We start from the raw sequence: 17,411 nt of genomic DNA, 5'->3' as shown, positions 1-17,411 counted from the left end.
TACGCTCGCTCAATCCTGGTTGCGGAACATGCGACCGAACCAGCCGCCGGCGTCGCCGTCCGCCTCGCCCTCGCACTCGGCCACCGCCTCGGGGGCCGAATTCTGCCAGAAGGGCAGGCGCCTGACGCGTTCGCAGGCGTGATCCTCGTCCACGATCCGTGCCCCGGACTCCAGGTCGATCTCGTGATATTCGATGGAAGGATGCCGACCGTCCTCGATCGATCCACCCGGCAGCTCCCCCATGATGCCGGCCCAGACCGGCGCCGCCCCGGAACCACCGGTCAGGCCGGTCGCCCGATTGTCGTCCATGCCCAGCCAGACCACGCCCACGTGGCGATCGTCGTACCCGGCGAACCAGGCATCACGAAAATCGTTGGTGGTCCCGGTCTTGCCCGCCAGGCGGCGCTGCGGCAGGCGCTGACCAATCACGCGACCGGTGCCGTCCACCGTCACGTCATGCAGGGCCTCGCCGAGCAGACGCACGGCGCCGTCCGGCACCGCGCCGCGCAGTTCCAGCCCGTAGTGCGACAGGACCTCGTCGTCGGCATCCAGGACGTCGCGGATCGCGCGCGTGCCGGTGGCATAACCGCCGCTGGCCAGTCCCTGATAAAGCCCCGCCACCTGCAGCGGGGACAGCTCCAGTGCGCCCAGCGCCAGCGAGGGGTTGGGGGCCGGGGTGGCCTGCAGCCCGAAGGTCTGCAGGATCTCTACCAGCTGGGAGACTCCCATGCGATCGGCCAGGCGCACCGTGGGCACGTTGTAGGACTGGACCAGCGCCTCCCAGGCCGTGACCTCGCCCCGATGTTCACGGTCGAAATTGCGCGGGGTCCAGGGCTCCCCGTGCGCCAGCTGCAGGGTCACAGGCCGGTCCTCCAGCAGGCTCGCCAGGGTGTAGCGCCGGGGGTTGGTCAGCGCCGCGAGGTAGACGAACGGCTTGACCAGCGAACCGATCTGGCGGCGCGCCTCCACCGCCCGGTTGAACCCCGGATACGCCGGGTTACGGTCCCCGACCAGTGCCAGCACCTCGCCGGAGCGCGCATCGGTCACCACCGCGGCGGCCTGCAGATCCTCCGCATGTTCGCCGGCCCGCGGGGCCACCGCCGCCACCTCTTCGCGCACGCGCTCCTCCACCGCCAGCTGGATCACCGGGTCCAGCGAGGTAAAGATCCGCAGCCCGTCGGAGCGCAGGTCCTCGTCGGCGTATTCGGCGCGCAGCTCGCGGCGCACCAGATCGAGGAATGCGGGGAAGCGGCTGCCGCCGGGCATCGCCGGCGAGACATCCAGTGGCATGCCACGGGCCGTCGCCACAGTGTCCGCGTCCGCCAGCCCCGTCTCGTGCATCGCGTTCAGCACGCGGTCGCGACGCGCCCGGGCCCGCTCCGGATGGCGGCGCGGGTCGTAGTAGCTGGCCCCGCGCGCCAGCCCCACCAGCAGGGCCAGCTGATCCAGGCGCAGTTCGTTCAGCGGGCGCTGGTAATAGAACCGGGCCGCCTGCCCGAAACCATGGATGGCACGTTCGCCGGCCTGCCCGAGAAACACCTCGTTGACATAGGCTTCGAGGATGGCTTCCTTGGAGTAGCGATGCTCCAGGATCAGGGCCATCACCGCCTCGTTCAGCTTGCGCGACAGGGTCTGTTCGCGGGTGAGGTAGAAGTTCTTGACCAGCTGCTGGGTCAGCGTACTGCCTCCCTGCACCGTGCGGCCGGCGCGCAGATTGGCCCAGGCCGCGCGGGCGATGCCGGCCGGGTCCACCCCGCGATGTGACATGAAACGCCGGTCCTCGATCGCGATCAGGGCACCGATCAGTGCCGGCGGGACCTCGTCAAGATCCACCACCACGCGGTCTTCCCCGTGCGTCGGGTAGATGCTGCCGATCAGCAGCGGCTCCACCCGCATCAGGTCGACCGCGTCGCCCGTCTCGCGATCCGTGATCGAGCGCACATGGCCACGGTCCATCTGCACCCGCACGGAACGCGCCGGCTCGGGCCCGTCGCCAAAGGTGAACGGGCGCGTGGTCAGGGCCACCGTGCCGTCGTTGACCGCGTATTCCCCGGCCCGGGCGCCCTGGCCGCTTCGCTGATAATTCAGCGCCTCCAGCTCCGTCACCAGGCGCTCGCGGTCCAGGCGCCGACCGGGATACAGCTCCAGCGGCCGCGCATACACCCGCGCCGGCAGGGCCCAGCGCTGACCTTCGAACTGCGCGCGAATCTCGCGATCCAGGTTCTGCACATACAGCACGCCCACGCCGGCACCGGCCAGCAGCAGACCGAGCAGGGTCCAGGTGCCGGCACGCAGCACGCGGCGCAGCCAGCCGCCGGCGGGGCGGCGCTTGCGCGAAGATCGGGAGCGGGAGGAACGCGGCATGGCTCTCGCGGTCTGCAACAGGGACGGGTGAACACGGGCATCTCGCCCGCAACTCGCACAATGATAACCTGACCCGGGGCAACATTGATGGAGGCCGCATGACCGCGCTGGACGAGCAGCACCGCATTCTCACCCGGCTGATCGAGAGCGGGGCGTTCCCCGATGGCGGTCCGGCCGAACGGATCCGGCGCATCGAAACGCACATCTCCACGGTGATCCTGGCCGGGGACTGGGCGTGGAAATTCAAGAAACCGCTGGACCTGGGCTTCCTCGACTTTTCCACCCTGCAGGCGCGCCGCCATTTCTGCGAGACGGAGCTCGAGATCAACCGCCGGCTGGCGCCGGAGATCTATCACGAGGTCGCCAGCATCAACGGCGACCCCGAACACCCGGTGATCAACGGTACCGGCGAAGTACTGGAATACGCGGTACGCATGCGCCGCTTCGACCGCGAACGCCAGCTCGACCGGCTGCTGGAGCGCGGCGCCCTGCCGCCCGAGGCGATGGACGAGCTGGGCCGCTACATCGCCCGCTTCCACGAGAGCGTCGAACGCACCGATCCGGATTCCGCCCACGGCACCCCGGAGGCCGAGGCCGCGCCGATGCGCGAAAACTTCCCCGGCCTGTTCGAATCCGCCCGGCAGCCCAGCGAACGCGAGCGGCTGCAGCGCCTGCAGACCTGGACCGAGAAGGAACTGGACCGCCTGCGCCCGCTGATGCAGGCGCGCCACGACGGCGGCCACGTCCGTCACTGCCACGGCGATCTGCATCTGGGCAACATGGTCTACATCAAAGCCGGGGACGATGCCGGCGGCGAGCGCCCGGTGGCCTTCGATGCGATCGAGTTCGACCCGGAGCTGCGCTGGATCGATGTCATTTCCGAAATCGCCTTCACCACCATGGACCTGCTGGCCCGCGAGCACCCGGCGCATGCCTGGCGGCTGCTGAACGCCTGGCTGGAAGAACGCGAGGATTTCGACGGCCTGGCCCTGCTGCCGCTGTACCAGGTCTATCGGGCGCTGGTGCGGGCCAAGGTCCAGGGCATCCATGCCGCCGAGCCCAGCCTGCCCTCGGACGAGAAGGCCGCCCACCAGGCCGAGATGGGGCGCTACCTCGCGCTGGCCGAACGCCTGACCGAACCGCGGCGGCCCCGCCTGATCCTGATGCACGGGGTGTCCGGGTCGGGCAAGACCGTGATCAGCACTCGCATCCTCCAGGCCCTGGGCGCGGTACGCCTGCGCAGCGACGTCGAACGCAAGCGCATGGCCGATGCCGTGTCCTACAGCGAAGATGCCCGCGCGCGGATCTACGACCACCTGCTGGAACGCGCCGGGGAACTGCTGGAGCTGGGGCATACCGTCATCGTCGACGCGACCTTTCTCGAACGTGGGCAGCGGGAGCCGTTCCGCGATCTTGCCGCGCGCATGGAGGCGGGCTTTGCGGTCGTCGCCTGCCACGCCGACGAAAACCTGCTGCGCGAACGCCTGGAGGCCCGCGCCGCGCAGGGCCGGGATGCCTCGGACGCCGACGTGGAGGTCATGCAGCAGCAGCGCCCGCGCCAGGAATGGCCCGGCGCCGACGAGCATGCCGTGGAAGCGGGCCCCGCACAGCCCCTGGAAGTCGAGCTTCTGGCACAGCGGCTGGAACGCCCGGCGTGACCGCGGTCAGTTCATTTGACGTAGAATAGAGATACCATCGGTTGTCCGCGAGCCACACAGGAGCCACCTCATGTCCGGATTCCGCAACAAGACCCGCCAGGCCGCCCGCCGTATCACCGCCGGATTGCCCGCGCTGGCCCTGACGGCTGCGCTGGCCTTCCCCCTGCCCGCGCTGGCCTATGAGGTCGTCGAGGAGAGCGATGAGCGCGTGATCTACAGCGTCGAAGGGGACTTCGACCACTACTTCGAGATGGTCGAGTTCGCCATCGAAACGGAGGGGCTGGTGATCAACAACGTCGGCCACATCGCCGACATGCTGGACCGCACCGCGGGTCAGGAATCCGGCGAGGGCATCTACCTGAACGGCCGCTCGGTGGACTTCTGCTCGGCCACCTATTCGCGGGCGACCATGGAAGCCGACCCGCACAACATCACCTTCTGCCCCTACGTCATCGCCATCTACGAGCTGGCCGCGGAGCCGGGCACGATCTACATGAGCTATCAGCGCGTGCCGCAGATCGGCGACGAGGCCTCGCAGGAGTCCCTCGGTGACGTCAACGAACTGGTGGACCGGATCGTCACCGAAGCCCTGATGTTCTGAGACGGTCGGATCAGCCCGGCCGGACGGAGGCCAGTGCCGCCACCCGGCCGGGCGCCTGCAGCCAGGCCTCGGCCCGGTCCGCGGGCAGCCCCGGGCTGTACAGGAACCCCTGGCCGATATCGCAGCCGTGGGCATTCAGCCACGCTGCCTGGGCCGCCGTCTCAACGCCCTCGGCGATCACCTCCAGATGCAGATTGCGCGCCATCGCGATGATGGTCGCGGCAATCCAGCGCCCCCGGCCCTCGCGGTCCACCTGATCGACGAAACTCCGGTCAATCTTGAGCACGTCCAGCGGGAAGTCCTGCAGGGCCGCCAGTGACGAATAACCGGTGCCGAAATCATCGATCGCCAGACGCACACCCAGCGATTTCAATGCATTGAGCCGGGACACGGCCTGATCGCCCTGGCTCATGATGGCGGTTTCGGTTACCTCCAGTTCCAGCTGTTCCGCCGGGAACCCCGTCTCGGCCAGGATCTCGCCGACCCGGCGCACGAGCCGGGCACTGCGCAGCTGCACCGGCGACAGATTGACCGCGACCACCAGGTCGTTGCGTACCTCGCGCAGCAGGCGCACGCCATGCCGGCAGGCCTCGCGCAGCACCTGTTCGCCCAGCGGGACGATCAGGCCGGTTGCCTCGGCGACCGGAATGAACCGGTCCGGCGTAATGCTCTCGCCCTGCGGGGTCTCCCAGCGCGCCAGACACTCCACGCCCGCGGGTACGCCATCGCTCAGGCGCACCTGCGGCTGGAGATGCACGTGCAGCTCGCCGGTTCCGCCCGCGAGGGCCTCGCGCAGGCGACCTTCCAGTTCCAGCCGTTCGCTGGCCGCCCGGGTCAGCTCCACCTCGTAGAAACTCCAGACCTCGCGCCCGTTTTCCTTGGAATGGAACATGGCCGCGTCGGCATGCTGGATCAGCGTGGTCGCGGTGTCGCCGTCCTCGGGGAAGCGGGCGATGCCGATCGAGGCATTGAGATGCACGCTGTGCCCGCTGTCCAGCAGCACCGGGGTATCCAGCGCGGCCTGCAGCTCGCGCGCCACCTCCCCCAGCGATTCGTGGTCGGCGGCCCGCTGACTGACCACCATGAATTCGTCGCCACCCAGCCGGCCGAGGATGTCCGGCGGGCGCACCGTGTCGCCCAGGCGCCGGGCGACCTCGACCAGGGCCTCGTCGCCGGCCGGATGGCCCAGGCTGTCGTTCACGTCCTTGAACCGGTCCAGGTCGAGGCTCAGCACGCCCAGCGGGTGGTCCTCCGCGCGCGCCTCGTCCAACGCACGCGAAAGCAGCGCATGCAGCCGCGTCCGGTTGGGCAGGTCGGTCAGCGGGTCATGCTCGGCCAGATAGTTGAGCTCGCTCTCCGAGCGCTTGATTTCGGTCATGTCGGTGATGGTGCCGGCGTAATGGATCGGCTGCCCGCTCTCGTCCACCACCACCGACAGGCTCAGCCATTCGGGGTACACGGTGCCGTCGCGACGGCGATTCCACAGCTCGCCGGCCCAGTAACCGGTGCGCTCCAGCTCCTGCCACATGGCACGATAGAACTCGGCATCGTGATACCCCGACTGCAGGATGCGCGGATTCTTCCCCAGCACCTCGGATTCCGCGTATCCGGTGATCTCGGTGAACGCCGGATTGACCGCGATGATGCGCGATGACAGGTCGGTGATGACCACGCCGTCGCGGGTACTGCGGAACACCGCTTCCAGCCGGCGCAGGCCGACCACGGTCTCGCGCCGCGCCAGCGCGGCCCCCAGGCTGCTGGCAAAGATGCGCGCCACGCTCACGTCGGTCGCACTCCAGTTGCGCGCCCGCACCAGCGCATCCACCGCGACGAACCCGCGATATTCGCCCTCCAGGAACACCGGCGCCAGCAGCAGGGACTGCAGCCCCTGCTGCTCCAGCAGTGCCTGTTCCTCCGCCGGGAACTCCGCCCGGGTGCCGGCGACCGCCTCGCCGGCCCGCAGGCGTTCGGTCCAGCGCGCATGCAGGCTGTCGGGCGTCAGGTTGCGCAGGGCGGGTGGCCTGACCGGAACGGCCGAATCGCCGCGCAACCAGTAGTAACGATGCGTCTCGCGGTTCTCCCGGCCCGGTTCCTCGGCGGCCATGACCACCACCCAGGCGCGATCCCCGGCCAGGGTCTCGCCCAGCCGCCCCAGCAGTGCATTCATGACCCGGTCCGGGGTCTCCGCCTGCAGCAGTGCCAGGGTCATGCGGGCCGAGCTCTCCAGCGCCTGCTCGCGCTGGTCCAGGGCCTGCGCCGCGTGCAGCTTCTGCACCGCCAGACCGGCCAGTTGCGTGAACTCGTCGATCAGACCCTGTTCCTCGTCGCGCGGCTCGCGCGCCTCGTTCAGGTAGGTGGCCAGCGTGCCCAGCACGTGCCCGTCGTCATCAAAGAACGGGAACGACCAGCAGGCCTGCAGCCCCGCGGCCTCCATGGGCGCCTCCAGGCCCTCCCAGTACGGATGGCCCGTCACCTGCGGTACCACCACCGTTTCGCCGCGGAAGGCCGCCGTGCCGCAGGAGCCCATGCGGTCACTGGCCGGCACCGGGCTGTACAGCCACGGCAGCGAACCCGGCAGGGACGGCGCCGCCACGCATTCGAGCATCCCGGTCTCGCGGTCCCGCAGCATGATGGACGCCGACAGCTCCGGCAGCAGCGACTCCAGCTCCTGGATCACGTCCGACAGGAACCCCGGATCACGTGTCCCGGTGGCCAGCCGGTCGAGCACCCGTGCACGCACGGCCGCCAGTCGCTGGTCGCGCACGCGCCGGGTCACGTCCACCAGGTTGCCGGAAAACCCGGTGGGCTGCCCGGCGGCATCCTGCTCGCAGCGCCCCTCCAGCTCCATCCAGTACAGCCCGCCCCAGCGGGTCACGATCCCGATCGCGGCTTCGTCCGGGAGCGTCGACACGGCCGCCTCGCCGCGCAGCACGTCCGCCAGCGCCTCGCGCTCCCCCGCCTCGACGAAGTCCGTCAGCGGATGCCCCAGGGCCTCTTCGACCGAACGTCCGGTCATGCGGGTCCAGGCGGGGTTGAGGAACGTGAGCCGTCCCTGCGCATCGGTCTGAAAGATGATGTCACCGGCGCTGTCGATGACCTGGCGATAGCGACGTTCGCTCTCCGCCAGGGCGGCCTGTTCGCGCCGCAGCCGTCCGCGCGCCACTACCTGGTCGACCAGTACCGGCAGCCCCTTGAGGTAACCCCCGCTCTTCAGCACATAGTCGTCGACCCCGAGGCGCAGGGCCTGCGCGGCCAGTTCCTCGGTCCCCTGCCCGGTCACCAGGATCACGGGGATGTCCAGCCCCCGCTCGCTGCGGATGCGGCGCGCCAGCTCCAGGCCATCCATCCCCGGCAGGCGATAATCCAGCAACAGGATGTCGGGGTACCCCGCGTCCGCCGCGGCCCCGCCGTCCAGACGCGCCAGGACCTCGTCGGCCGAATCGACCACTTCCAGTTGCAGATGCGGCGCCGCGCGGGCGAATTCCCGCCGCGTCAGGCTGACATCGAAACTGTTGTGCTCGGCGTAGAGCACGCGCACCGTTTCCAGCTCCTCCGGCCGCCGGTGACGACGCCCGAGGGCGTCCCGCACACGCGTCGGCAGGTGCTCCAGGTAGGTCTCGTTCTTCGGCAGATAGTCGTCGGCCCCGACGCGGAAGGCGGTCACCACGGTTTCCTGTTCGCCGTGGCCGGTCATCACGATGATCGCCTCCTCGCGCCCGGCCTCGCGCAGACGCGGGATCAGATCCATGCCGTTGCCGTCCGGCAGCCGCAGGTCGAGCAGCACGCAATCGAAGCGGGCCTCCTCCAGCGCCGCCCAGGCTTCGGCCATCGACCCCGCCGTGCGGATCTCGACCTCCGCCCCGTCACGGCTCAGCGCCCGACGCTGCAGATCGGCATCCACCGGATTGTCTTCAACGAGCAGAATCTTCATCTCGCGGGGACCTCCCTGAGGTAAACACCGAGGCCGGAGGCTGGTTCAACACGCACCAGTAGAGTTCGATCTGTTCGGCCACATCCATGAACCGGTCGAAGTCCACCGGCTTCACGATATAGGAATTCGCGCCGCATTCATAAGCAGTACGGATGTCGGCGTCATCCGCCGACGAGGTCAGCATCACCACCGGGATGTGCCCGCACTCCGGATGCGCGCGCAGTGCCCGCAACACCTCCAGACCGCTGATCCGTGGCAGCCGGATGTCCAGCAGGACCACCGCAGGCACCGGTTCCTCGCCCCGCGCCCAGCGCTCGAGCCCCGCCAGGGCCTCCTCCCCGTCGCGCGCCACCGTCAACGGATTGGCCAGGCGGCGGCGACGGAAGGCATGGCGCAGCAGATCCAGATCCACCGGGCTGTCCTCGACCACGCAGATGGGCGGTGGCGAGCCCGGGTCACTCATTGGGGCACTCATTGCGGCAGCTCCACACGAAAGGTCGCGCCCTCGCCGGGGCGGCCCTCGGCCTCGATCCGGGCGTCCAGCCGGCGGGCCGCGCGACGCACCAGGGCCAGGCCCACGCCGGTGCCGGGGTAGTCCTCGGCGCGATTGAGACGCTGGAAGATCTCGAACATGCGTTCCCGGAACGCCTCGTCGAAGCCAATCCCGTTGTCCTCCACCTCCAGACGCACCACCGACGTCCGCCGCTGAGCGGCGACCCGGACCCGGGGTTCGTCGCGACCGGCACTGAACTTGAAGGCGTTCTCCAGCAGGTTGCGCAGGATCAATCCCAGACCGTCGGGATCGGTCTCGACCTCCAGTTCTTCCGGCACGTCGATCGCGGCCGTCGCCGCCGCCGGGTATTCCGGCTCCAGGGCGCGCAGGGTCTCCGCCACCAGGTCACGCAGCCGGATCCGGCGCTGTTCCAGCGGTCGCCGCTCCATGCGCGAGTACGTCAGCAGGTCGCCGATCAGTTCGTTCATCTGCGCCACACCCTGGCGGATATTGCGCAGGAATTCGCGACCCTCGTCATCCAGGCGCTCGGCATGCTCCGCCTCCAGCAGCTGGCTGTAGCCCTCGATCCCGCGCAGCGGCGCCTTGAGGTCATGGGAAACCGCGTAGGAGAAGGATTCGAGCTCCTGGTTGGCGATCTGAAGTTCCGCGGTGCGCCGCTCGACCCGGCGCTCCAGATCGGCGTTGAGCGCCCGCAGCTCCAGCTCGGCCTGGTGCAGTTCGGTGATGTCCAGTGCCGTACCCTGCACCCGCCACGCGCCACCGGGGCTTTCACCCGTAAACGACGACGCACGCTGAATGCCGAAACGCAGCCAGGTCTCCGGCCCGCGCCCCGGGTGTCGACGTACGTGCAGGTACTGGCTTTGCGGCGGGGTCCCGGCGGCCATGCCCCGCAAGGTGGCAGCCAGGCGTGGTCCGTCGGCGGACTCGGTGTCGAGGTCACGCTCCAGCAGCGTGGCCACGTCCGGTTCGGGGCCGTCGGGCGGGCGCCCCAGCAACCGGAAAAGCTGGTCCGACCACCAGAACCCGTTCACCGGATCGTATTCCCAGCTGCCCAGGCCCGCGTCGCGTTCGGCCCGTTCCAGCCGTTCCATCTGCCGCTGACGCTCCAGCTCCAGCCGCCGGCGTTCCGTGATGTCCAGCAGCACCCCGTGGATGCGCGTCACACGGCCGGCCGTATCCCGGCTGAGCCAGGTCCGGTCTTCCACCCAGACCGTACCCAGCACGGGCAGTACCAGGCGGTAGAGCTGGGTGTAACGATCCGGCCCATGTTCGAGGTGCATTTGCACCTCCTCGACGATGGACGGCAGATCGTCAGGGTGAATCAGGCTGGCGTAATCCGGATCGCCCGCCAGCAGGGCCTCGCGATCCAGCCCCCAGTCCGCGGCATTGGACGAGACATAGGTGACCGGCCAGCCGTCACGCGCCTCCCATTCGATCGCCAGCACCGGCGAGTGTTCGATGATGCGCGCGGCCCGCCCCGCCTCCGCGGCCGCCCGGTCGCGGGCGGCCAGCGCGCGATGGATCAACACGAACAGCAGCCCGGCGGTCACCACCACGTAGGCCCAGCCCTTACCGGTCTGCAGCCGGGACAGCAGTTCCACGTCATCCACCAGCGCCAGCAGCGCCCGGTCGGAAAACCCGATCCACATCAGGCCGAGCACCAGATAGATCAGGGTGATACCCAGAGCCGTGATTGCGGCACCGCGGCGGATCCCGGGACTCGCGTCGCGTGTCATGCCCCCCTCCTCTTTGCGCGGTGCTTCCTTCCCCCAAGAATCCGCCGGACGGGCACACGACGCAAGACCCGGCCGCCCCGTGGCGCGGAATGTTATTCTTTGACGTTTGCGACCAAGTTGAACGACCCGCCATGTTCAAGAACCTGGAAAAAGCCCCGGCCGGCCGCCGCGAACCGCTCGCCGATGTCCTCGACCGCGTCCGCTTCAACGCCGACGGGCTGGTGCCCGCCATCGCCCAGCAGGGTGACAGCGGGGAGGTCCTGATGATGGCCTGGATGAACCGCGAGGCCCTGGAGGAGACCCTGCGTACCGGGCGGGTCTGCTACTGGTCGCGTTCGCGCGGGGCGCTGTGGCGCAAGGGCGAGTCATCCGGCCAGGTCCAGCAGCTGCATTCCCTGCATCTGGACTGCGACGGCGACACCGTGCTGGCGAAGGTCGATCAGACCGGCCCCGCCTGCCACACCGGGCGGCGCAGCTGTTTCTATCTGCAGGTCGACGGCGATCAGGTTGCCGTGACCAGCGACCCGCAGATCGACCCCGAAACCCTCTACGGCGCCTCCTGAAACCGCGACAAGGAACACCGACCATGGCCGACGCCAGCGCACCGCAGCTCGTCATCCACAACACCCTCGGGGGGCAGCGCGAGCCCTTCGTTCCCGCCGACCCGCAGCGGGTGACGATGTATGTCTGCGGGCCGACCGTGTACAACCGCGTGCACGTGGGCAACGGCCGCCCGGTGGTGGTGTTCGACGTGCTGTTCCGCGTGCTGCGCGCACTCTACGGCCCGGAGCACGTGGTCTACGCCCGCAACATCACCGACGTGGACGACAAGATCAACCAGGCCGCGCGCGAGAACGACGAACCCATCGCCGCGCTGACCGAACGCTTCACCCGGGCCTTCCACGAGGACATCGCCCGGCTCGGCACCCTGGAGCCGACCCTCGAGCCCCGGGCCACCGATCACGTCAACGAGATGATCGCCCTGATCGAGGATCTGCTCGCGCGCGGCCACGCCTACGCGGCGGACGGCCATGTACTGTTCGACGTGACCTCTTACCCTGCCTACGGCGCCCTGTCCGGGCGTACCCTCGAGGCGATGCAGGCCGGGGCCCGGGTGGAAGTCGCCGACTACAAGCGCCATCCCGGCGACTTCGTGCTGTGGAAGCCGGCCGGCGAGGACGAACCCGGCTGGGACAGCCCCTGGGGCAACGGGCGCCCGGGCTGGCACCTGGAGTGCACCGCGATGATCCGCACCCATCTGGGCCGCAGCATCGACCTCCACGGCGGCGGCCACGATCTGGTGTTCCCGCACCACGAGAACGAGATCGCCCAGGGCTGCGCGGCCGAAGGCTGCGACGAACACGGTGGCCATTACGCGCGCTACTGGATGCACAACGGACACGTGACCATCGAAGGCGAGAAGATGTCCAAGTCGCTGGGCAACTTCCGCCTGCTGCACGACCTGCTGCAGGTCTGGCCCGGCGAGGTCCTGCGCCTGGCGCTGCTGTCGCGCCATTATCGCGCGCCGCTGAACTTTTCCGAGGACACCCTGGAACAGAGCCGCAACGCGCTGGACGGCTTCTACCGTCTGCTGCGCGAGCACGCCGGGGTCGTGCCCACCCCCGCCGATGCGGCGGACACCCCGGTCTTCACCGCACTGCTGGACGATCTCGACACCGCCGGGGCGCTCGCCGCCCTGCACCGCATGGCGGATGCCCTGCAGTCCGCCGACAGCGAGGACGAACGCGCCCGCCGCAAGGGCGAGCTGCTGGCCGCCGGCGAACTCCTGGGCCTGCTGCAGCAGGACCCGGAGGCCTGGTTCCGCGGCGACGTCGCCGATGATGCCGATCTCGCCGCATGGGTGGAGGAACGCATCGCCGCGCGTGCCGAGGCGCGGCGCGCGCGGGATTTTGCCACCGCCGATGCGATCCGCGACGAGCTGACCGCCAGCGGCATCGAACTGGAGGACACGCCGGATGGCACCCGCTGGCAACGCGCCTGAGCGGGCTGTCCGCAGCGCCACCCGGGCACGCGCCCGGCTGGCGCTGGCGCTCCTGATCGCGGTGGCCGCCGGTCTGCCCGCGATGGCCACCGCCCACCCGCATGCCTGGATCGATCTGCGTGTCACCCTCGACTTCGACGCCGACGGCCGACTGGCCTCGATGCACCAGTTGTGGGTCATCGACCCGACCTACAGCCACATGCTGCTGGAGGAGATGACCCGCGACATGGACGGCGATGCCGGCATCGACTCGGTGCTGGATAAGGTCGGCCCGCGCATGCTCGACAACCTCGCGGAATACGACCACTTCACCGAACTCGAGGCGGACGGCGAAACGCTGGACACCCCGCCCGCCGAATCCCCCGAGCTGCGCCTGGAGGACCGGCGCCTGCACCTGGGCTTCGAGATCCCGCTGGACCGGCACGACATCGGCGCCGCAGAGGATTTCACCTACCGCGTCTATGACCCCACCTACTGGATCGAGATCCGCCATGACCCCGGTGACGTGATCCAGGTGAACCGCGGCGACGGCTGCCGGGTCGAACTCGAGGAACCACGCCCGGATCCACAACTGGTGCGTTATGCCGCCACCCTGGAACGCGAATCCCGCAGCCCGATCGAAGATCTCGGACGCCATTTTGCCGAGATTGCGCGCCTGGAATGTGAATGACGTCGGGTTCCTCGCGCCATTGGAACGTTATACAATAACGCAATGATCCGACACGCCCTCTCTCGCAACCGCCGCCCGGGACGGGCCGCAGCGGTCCTGCTGCTCCTGCTCGGCATCCTGCTGCCCGCGCTCGCGCTGGCCGGCCACCCCCTTGGCGGCGGCCCGGAGTCCGACGCGGATGCCGATGCCACGGAACAGCCACCGCCCGCCGAAACGACGGGACCCGCCGATGCCCCGGACGCTCGCGCCGACGCCGGGCTCCCGGGAGGGGATGACGCCGGACCGCTGGAACGGCTGGTCGGCTGGGTCCTGCATACCCAGCGCCAGCTGCACCGCGAACTGACCCGGGGACTGCACGGACTGCGCGACGCGCCCTCGGCACAGGCGGGCGCCCTGCTGATCCTCGTGAGCTTTCTCTACGGGGTCTTCCACGCCGCAGGACCGGGGCACGGCAAGGCGGTGATCACCACCTACCTGCTGACCCAGCCTCAGAACCTGCGCCGCGGCATCGCCCTGTCGGCGGCGTCATCGCTTGCCCAGGGCGTCACGGCCATCCTGCTGGTCGGGCTGCTGGTCGGGCTGCTCGGCTGGCTGACACGCGAGACCCTGGGACAGGTCCGCCACCTGGAGATCGCCAGCTTCGCTCTGGTGGGACTGCTGGGCGTCTGGCTGATGGGGCGCGCCCTGCGGCAGGCCTGGCGGCGCCGTGCGTCCGCCGCGCACGGGCATGACCACGGGCACGGGCATGACCAGGGGCACGGGCATGACCACGGGCACGGGCACGACCACGGGCACGGGCACGACCACGAACATGACTGCGGCTGCGGCACACCCCACCACGTCGACCCCGATCACAAGGGCACCTGGTGGGGCACCGTGCTGGCCGTGGGCATCCGCCCCTGCTCCGGCGCCGTGCTGATCATGGCGGTATCCGCGGCCGTCGGTCTGGTCTGGGCCGGCGTGGCGGCCGTGCTCGCGATGTCCGCGGGCACCGCCATCACGGTCTCCGTGCTGGCCATGCTCGCGGTCTACGCGCGCGACTGGACCCGGCGGCGTTTCACCGGCACCCGCGCCGCGCGCCTGACCTGGATCGGGCCGGCCTTCGGCCTGACCGGCGGCGCGATCATCGCGGTACTCGGCTTCAGCCTGGTGCTGGGGGCCGTGGCCGCGGGCCCGGCGATGCATCCGCTCGGCATGTAGGGCACCCGTCCCGCGCTTGCCCCCGCCCCGCGCCGTCCTCTACTTTGCAGGGCAAGACCAGTCCAGCGAGACCGCGCATGTCCAACGCCCGGGTCCACCCCGCGACCATCCGTCCGGAAGACGCCCCCACCCTGCCGGCGCTGTTCCGCGCCCGCGTGGCCGCGACCCCCGATGCCCCGGCCTACCGCCAGTTCGACCCCGAGCGCGAGGAATGGACCTCCAGCAGCTGGGGCGAGATGGGCCGCACGGTCGACCGCTGGCAGGCTGCGCTGGCCACCGAGGGCCTGCGGCCGGGCGACCGCGTCGCCATCATGGTCGGCAACTCGCGCGAGTGGATCGCCGCCGACCTCTCCGCCATGGAAATGGGCCTGGTCACGGTACCGCTGTACACCGATGACCGTCCCGAAAATGTCGGTTACATCATCGGGCAGACCCAGGCGCGCGCCCTGCTGATCGGCGACACCGTGCATGGCCGCCGCCTGCTGGAGCATCTGGAGAAGATGCCGTCGCTCAAGCGCGTGGTACGCCTGAGCGACAACGCGGGCACCTCGGGCGATCCGCGGGCCCTGCCACTGGAAGACTGGCTGCGGGGCGGCGACCCGTCCGCGATCCGCTATCCGGAACTCGACCCCGACGCCCTCGCGACCATCGTCTATACCTCCGGCACCACCGGCCGGCCCAAGGGCGTGATGCTTTCGCACCGCAACATCGTGGAAAACGCCTGGGCCTCGTCCCTCACGGGCCCGCTCGGACCGTCCGACCGTTTCCTGTCGTTCCTGCCGCTGTCGCACATGCTGGAACGCACCGCCGGCTGCTACATGCCCATGATGGTCGGGGCCGAGGTCGCCTTCGCCCGCTCGATCCAGCGCCTGGGCGAAGACCTGCAGACCATCCGGCCGACGGTGCTGATCTCGGTGCCACGGATCTACGAACGCGTGCACGGGCGAATCCGCGCCGGGCTGCGGCAGAAGTCGGCGCTCGGCCGCTGGCTGTTCGAGAAGACCGCCGCCGTCGGCTGGCGCCGGTTCGAACACCAGCAGGGCCGGGGTCGCTGGTCCCCCGCCTTCCTGCTGTGGCCACTGCTCGACCGCCTGGTCGCGCGCAAGGTACTCGACCGCCTGGGCGGCCAGGTGCGTTTCGCGGTCTGCGGCGGGGCCCCGCTTCCTCCGCCGGTGGCGCAGCTGTTCATTGGCCTGGGGCTGCCGGTGCTGCATGGCTACGGCATGACCGAGGCCGGCCCGGTGGTCACCGTGAACACCCCGGACGACAACCTGCCCGCCTCCATCGGCAAACCGTTGAAGGACGTCGAAGTACGCATCGGTGAAAACCACGAGCTGCAGACGCGCTCGAACTGCGTGATGCTGGGCTACTGGAAAAATGAAGAGGCCACGCGCGAGACCATCGACGCCGACGGCTGGCTGCGCAGCGGCGACCAGGCGCGCATCGACGACACGGGCCACGTGTTCATCACCGGCCGGATCAAGGACATCCTGGTGCTGACCAACGGCGAGAAGGTACCGCCGGCGGACATGGAGATGGCCATCGGCCTCGACGGCCTGTTCGACCAGATCATGGTGGTGGGCGACGGGCAGCCGTTCCTCACCGCCCTGATGGTTCCCGAACCGGACGCCTGGCAGACCTTCGCCTCCGACCAGGGGATCGACCCGGCGACCGCGGGAGAACCACCGCGCAAGGTGGAACGCGCGATCCTCGACCGCATTCACCACCAGCTGGAGGACTTCCCCGGCTACGCGCGCATCCGCCACGTGTACGTAATCCACGAACCGTGGAGCGTGGAGAACGGCATGATGACCCCGACCATGAAACTCAAACGGCCGGTGATCCGGGAACACTACCGCGAGGCGATCGAGACCATGTACAACGGCCGCGACCGCTGAAGGAAACGCTGATCAGGACGGTTCCCGGGATTCGCCGGCTGCCGCTGCGTCGCCCTCCCCGTCGCCGTCATCGTCGGCCTCACTGGCCTCGTCGGTCGCCAGTGACAGCCCGGCGTCCGTGGCCACGTCGGCCAGATCGCGGATCTCGTCCAGCGGCGGCAGCTGGTCCAGGGCCTGCAGTCCGAGATCGTCGAGGAAGGTGCGGGTGGTGCCGTACAGCGCCGGTCGCCCCGGCAGCTCCTTGTGCCCCACCACGTAGATCCATTCCCGTTCCTGCAGCCCGCGCATGATCCCCGAACTGACCGCCACCCCGCGCACCGATTCGATCTCGGCGCGGGTGACCGGCTGGCGATAGGCGATGATCGCAAGCGTCTCCAGCAACGCGCGCGACAGCCGCTGCGGGCGTTCCGGCCGCGCCGCGCGCACGCTGCCCGAGTACTGCGACCGGACGCGGAAACGGTACCCGCCGGCCGAACGCACCAGTTCGATCGCGCGGTCGGCATAGCGCGTCTCCAGACGCGCCAGCGCCGCTTCCACCGACGCGCGCTCGACCTCGCCCGATTCCGCGCAGGCGGCGCGCAGATCGCGCAGGGGTACGGGTTCGGTGGCGGCAAAAAGAACCGCCTCCAGGGTCAGCTCCAGCGCGTCGGGTGCCGGCGGCTCCGCCGCAGGCCCGGCGTGGTCGGGGACATCGTTGCTGGACATCGGCCCTCCCGGGCATGCCTGGACGAACCGCCGATTATAACGGTCGCGGCGCGCCCCGCATGCGCCGGAAGCGCAAATCGCGAAGCATTCTCCCCGTCATCGCGAGGGCCAAAGCCCTTATCCCGTCATTGC

General features: G+C 69.5%; 12 protein-coding genes. 7 read left to right on the top strand and 5 right to left on the bottom strand.

Annotation, left to right across the window (positions count from 1 at the left end; translation table 11 throughout):
* Positions 1-9: 9 nt before the first annotated feature.
* On the bottom strand, positions 10-2,364 hold the full coding sequence (gene mrcB / locus F787_RS0106840) for a penicillin-binding protein 1B (protein WP_028491726.1): 2,355 nt from the start codon (positions 2,362-2,364) through the stop codon (positions 10-12).
* A 98-nt stretch (positions 2,365-2,462) separates the two neighbouring features.
* On the opposite strand from mrcB, the gene F787_RS0106835 reads away from it, so the two are divergent.
* On the top strand, positions 2,463-4,022 hold the full coding sequence (locus tag F787_RS0106835; protein WP_028491725.1) for a bifunctional aminoglycoside phosphotransferase/ATP-binding protein: 1,560 nt from the start codon (positions 2,463-2,465) through the stop codon (positions 4,020-4,022).
* Between the two features lie 70 nt (positions 4,023-4,092).
* A complete protein-coding gene (locus F787_RS0106830) occupies positions 4,093-4,623 on the top strand; it encodes a hypothetical protein (RefSeq protein ID WP_018870560.1) in 531 nt (176 codons plus the stop codon).
* A 10-nt stretch (positions 4,624-4,633) separates the two neighbouring features.
* Here F787_RS0106830 and F787_RS0106825 read toward each other — a convergent pair whose 3' ends face one another.
* From F787_RS0106825 to F787_RS0106815, 3 genes are read right to left on the bottom strand one after another with little or no spacing between them, the layout of a single operon-like run.
* On the bottom strand, positions 4,634-8,554 hold the full coding sequence (locus F787_RS0106825; RefSeq protein ID WP_028491724.1) for an EAL domain-containing protein: 3,921 nt from the start codon (positions 8,552-8,554) through the stop codon (positions 4,634-4,636).
* Positions 8,535-9,017 carry a response regulator gene (locus tag F787_RS0106820; RefSeq protein WP_019591628.1) on the bottom strand — a complete coding sequence of 161 codons (483 nt, stop codon included), beginning with the start codon at positions 9,015-9,017 and terminating at the stop codon, positions 8,535-8,537. The genes F787_RS0106825 and F787_RS0106820 overlap by 20 nt, the downstream gene beginning before the upstream one ends.
* 8 nt (positions 9,018-9,025) lie before the next feature.
* Complete coding sequence (locus F787_RS0106815) at positions 9,026-10,804, bottom strand: ATP-binding protein (protein WP_028491723.1); 1,779 nt, start codon at positions 10,802-10,804, stop codon at positions 9,026-9,028.
* Between the two features lie 131 nt (positions 10,805-10,935).
* On the opposite strand from F787_RS0106815, the gene hisI reads away from it, so the two are divergent.
* The 5 genes from hisI to F787_RS0106790 all read left to right on the top strand — a co-directional run bounded on the left by hisI (position 10,936) and on the right by F787_RS0106790 (position 16,574).
* The gene (gene hisI, locus F787_RS0106810) at positions 10,936-11,367 is read left to right on the top strand and encodes a phosphoribosyl-AMP cyclohydrolase (RefSeq protein ID WP_028491722.1); all 432 of its coding nucleotides are present in this window, start codon (positions 10,936-10,938) and stop codon (positions 11,365-11,367) included.
* Between the two features lie 23 nt (positions 11,368-11,390).
* Entirely contained in the window at positions 11,391-12,806 is a 1,416-nt protein-coding gene (cysS, locus tag F787_RS0106805; RefSeq protein ID WP_028491721.1) for a cysteine--tRNA ligase, read from the top strand.
* Complete coding sequence (locus tag F787_RS0106800) at positions 12,781-13,476, top strand: DUF1007 family protein (protein WP_018870554.1); 696 nt, start codon at positions 12,781-12,783, stop codon at positions 13,474-13,476. Before cysS ends, F787_RS0106800 begins: the two co-directional genes overlap by 26 nt.
* 42 nt (positions 13,477-13,518) lie before the next feature.
* The gene (locus F787_RS0106795) at positions 13,519-14,676 is read left to right on the top strand and encodes a nickel/cobalt transporter (RefSeq protein ID WP_028491719.1); all 1,158 of its coding nucleotides are present in this window, start codon (positions 13,519-13,521) and stop codon (positions 14,674-14,676) included.
* A gap of 77 nt (positions 14,677-14,753) precedes the next feature.
* Complete coding sequence (locus tag F787_RS0106790) at positions 14,754-16,574, top strand: long-chain fatty acid--CoA ligase (RefSeq protein WP_028491718.1); 1,821 nt, start codon at positions 14,754-14,756, stop codon at positions 16,572-16,574.
* 12 nt (positions 16,575-16,586) lie between these two features.
* Here F787_RS0106790 and scpB read toward each other — a convergent pair whose 3' ends face one another.
* Positions 16,587-17,279, bottom strand: coding sequence for an SMC-Scp complex subunit ScpB (gene scpB, locus F787_RS0106785; RefSeq protein ID WP_051246076.1), 693 nt, complete (start codon positions 17,277-17,279; stop codon positions 16,587-16,589).
* Positions 17,280-17,411: the final 132 nt, after the last annotated feature.

Source organism: Thioalkalivibrio sp. ALE19 (assembly GCF_000428605.1).
Taxonomy (GTDB): Bacteria; Pseudomonadota; Gammaproteobacteria; order Ectothiorhodospirales; family Ectothiorhodospiraceae; genus Thioalkalivibrio.
The sequence above is the reverse complement of the archived record's forward strand: the minus strand, read 5'-3'. Positions and strand labels throughout refer to the sequence as shown.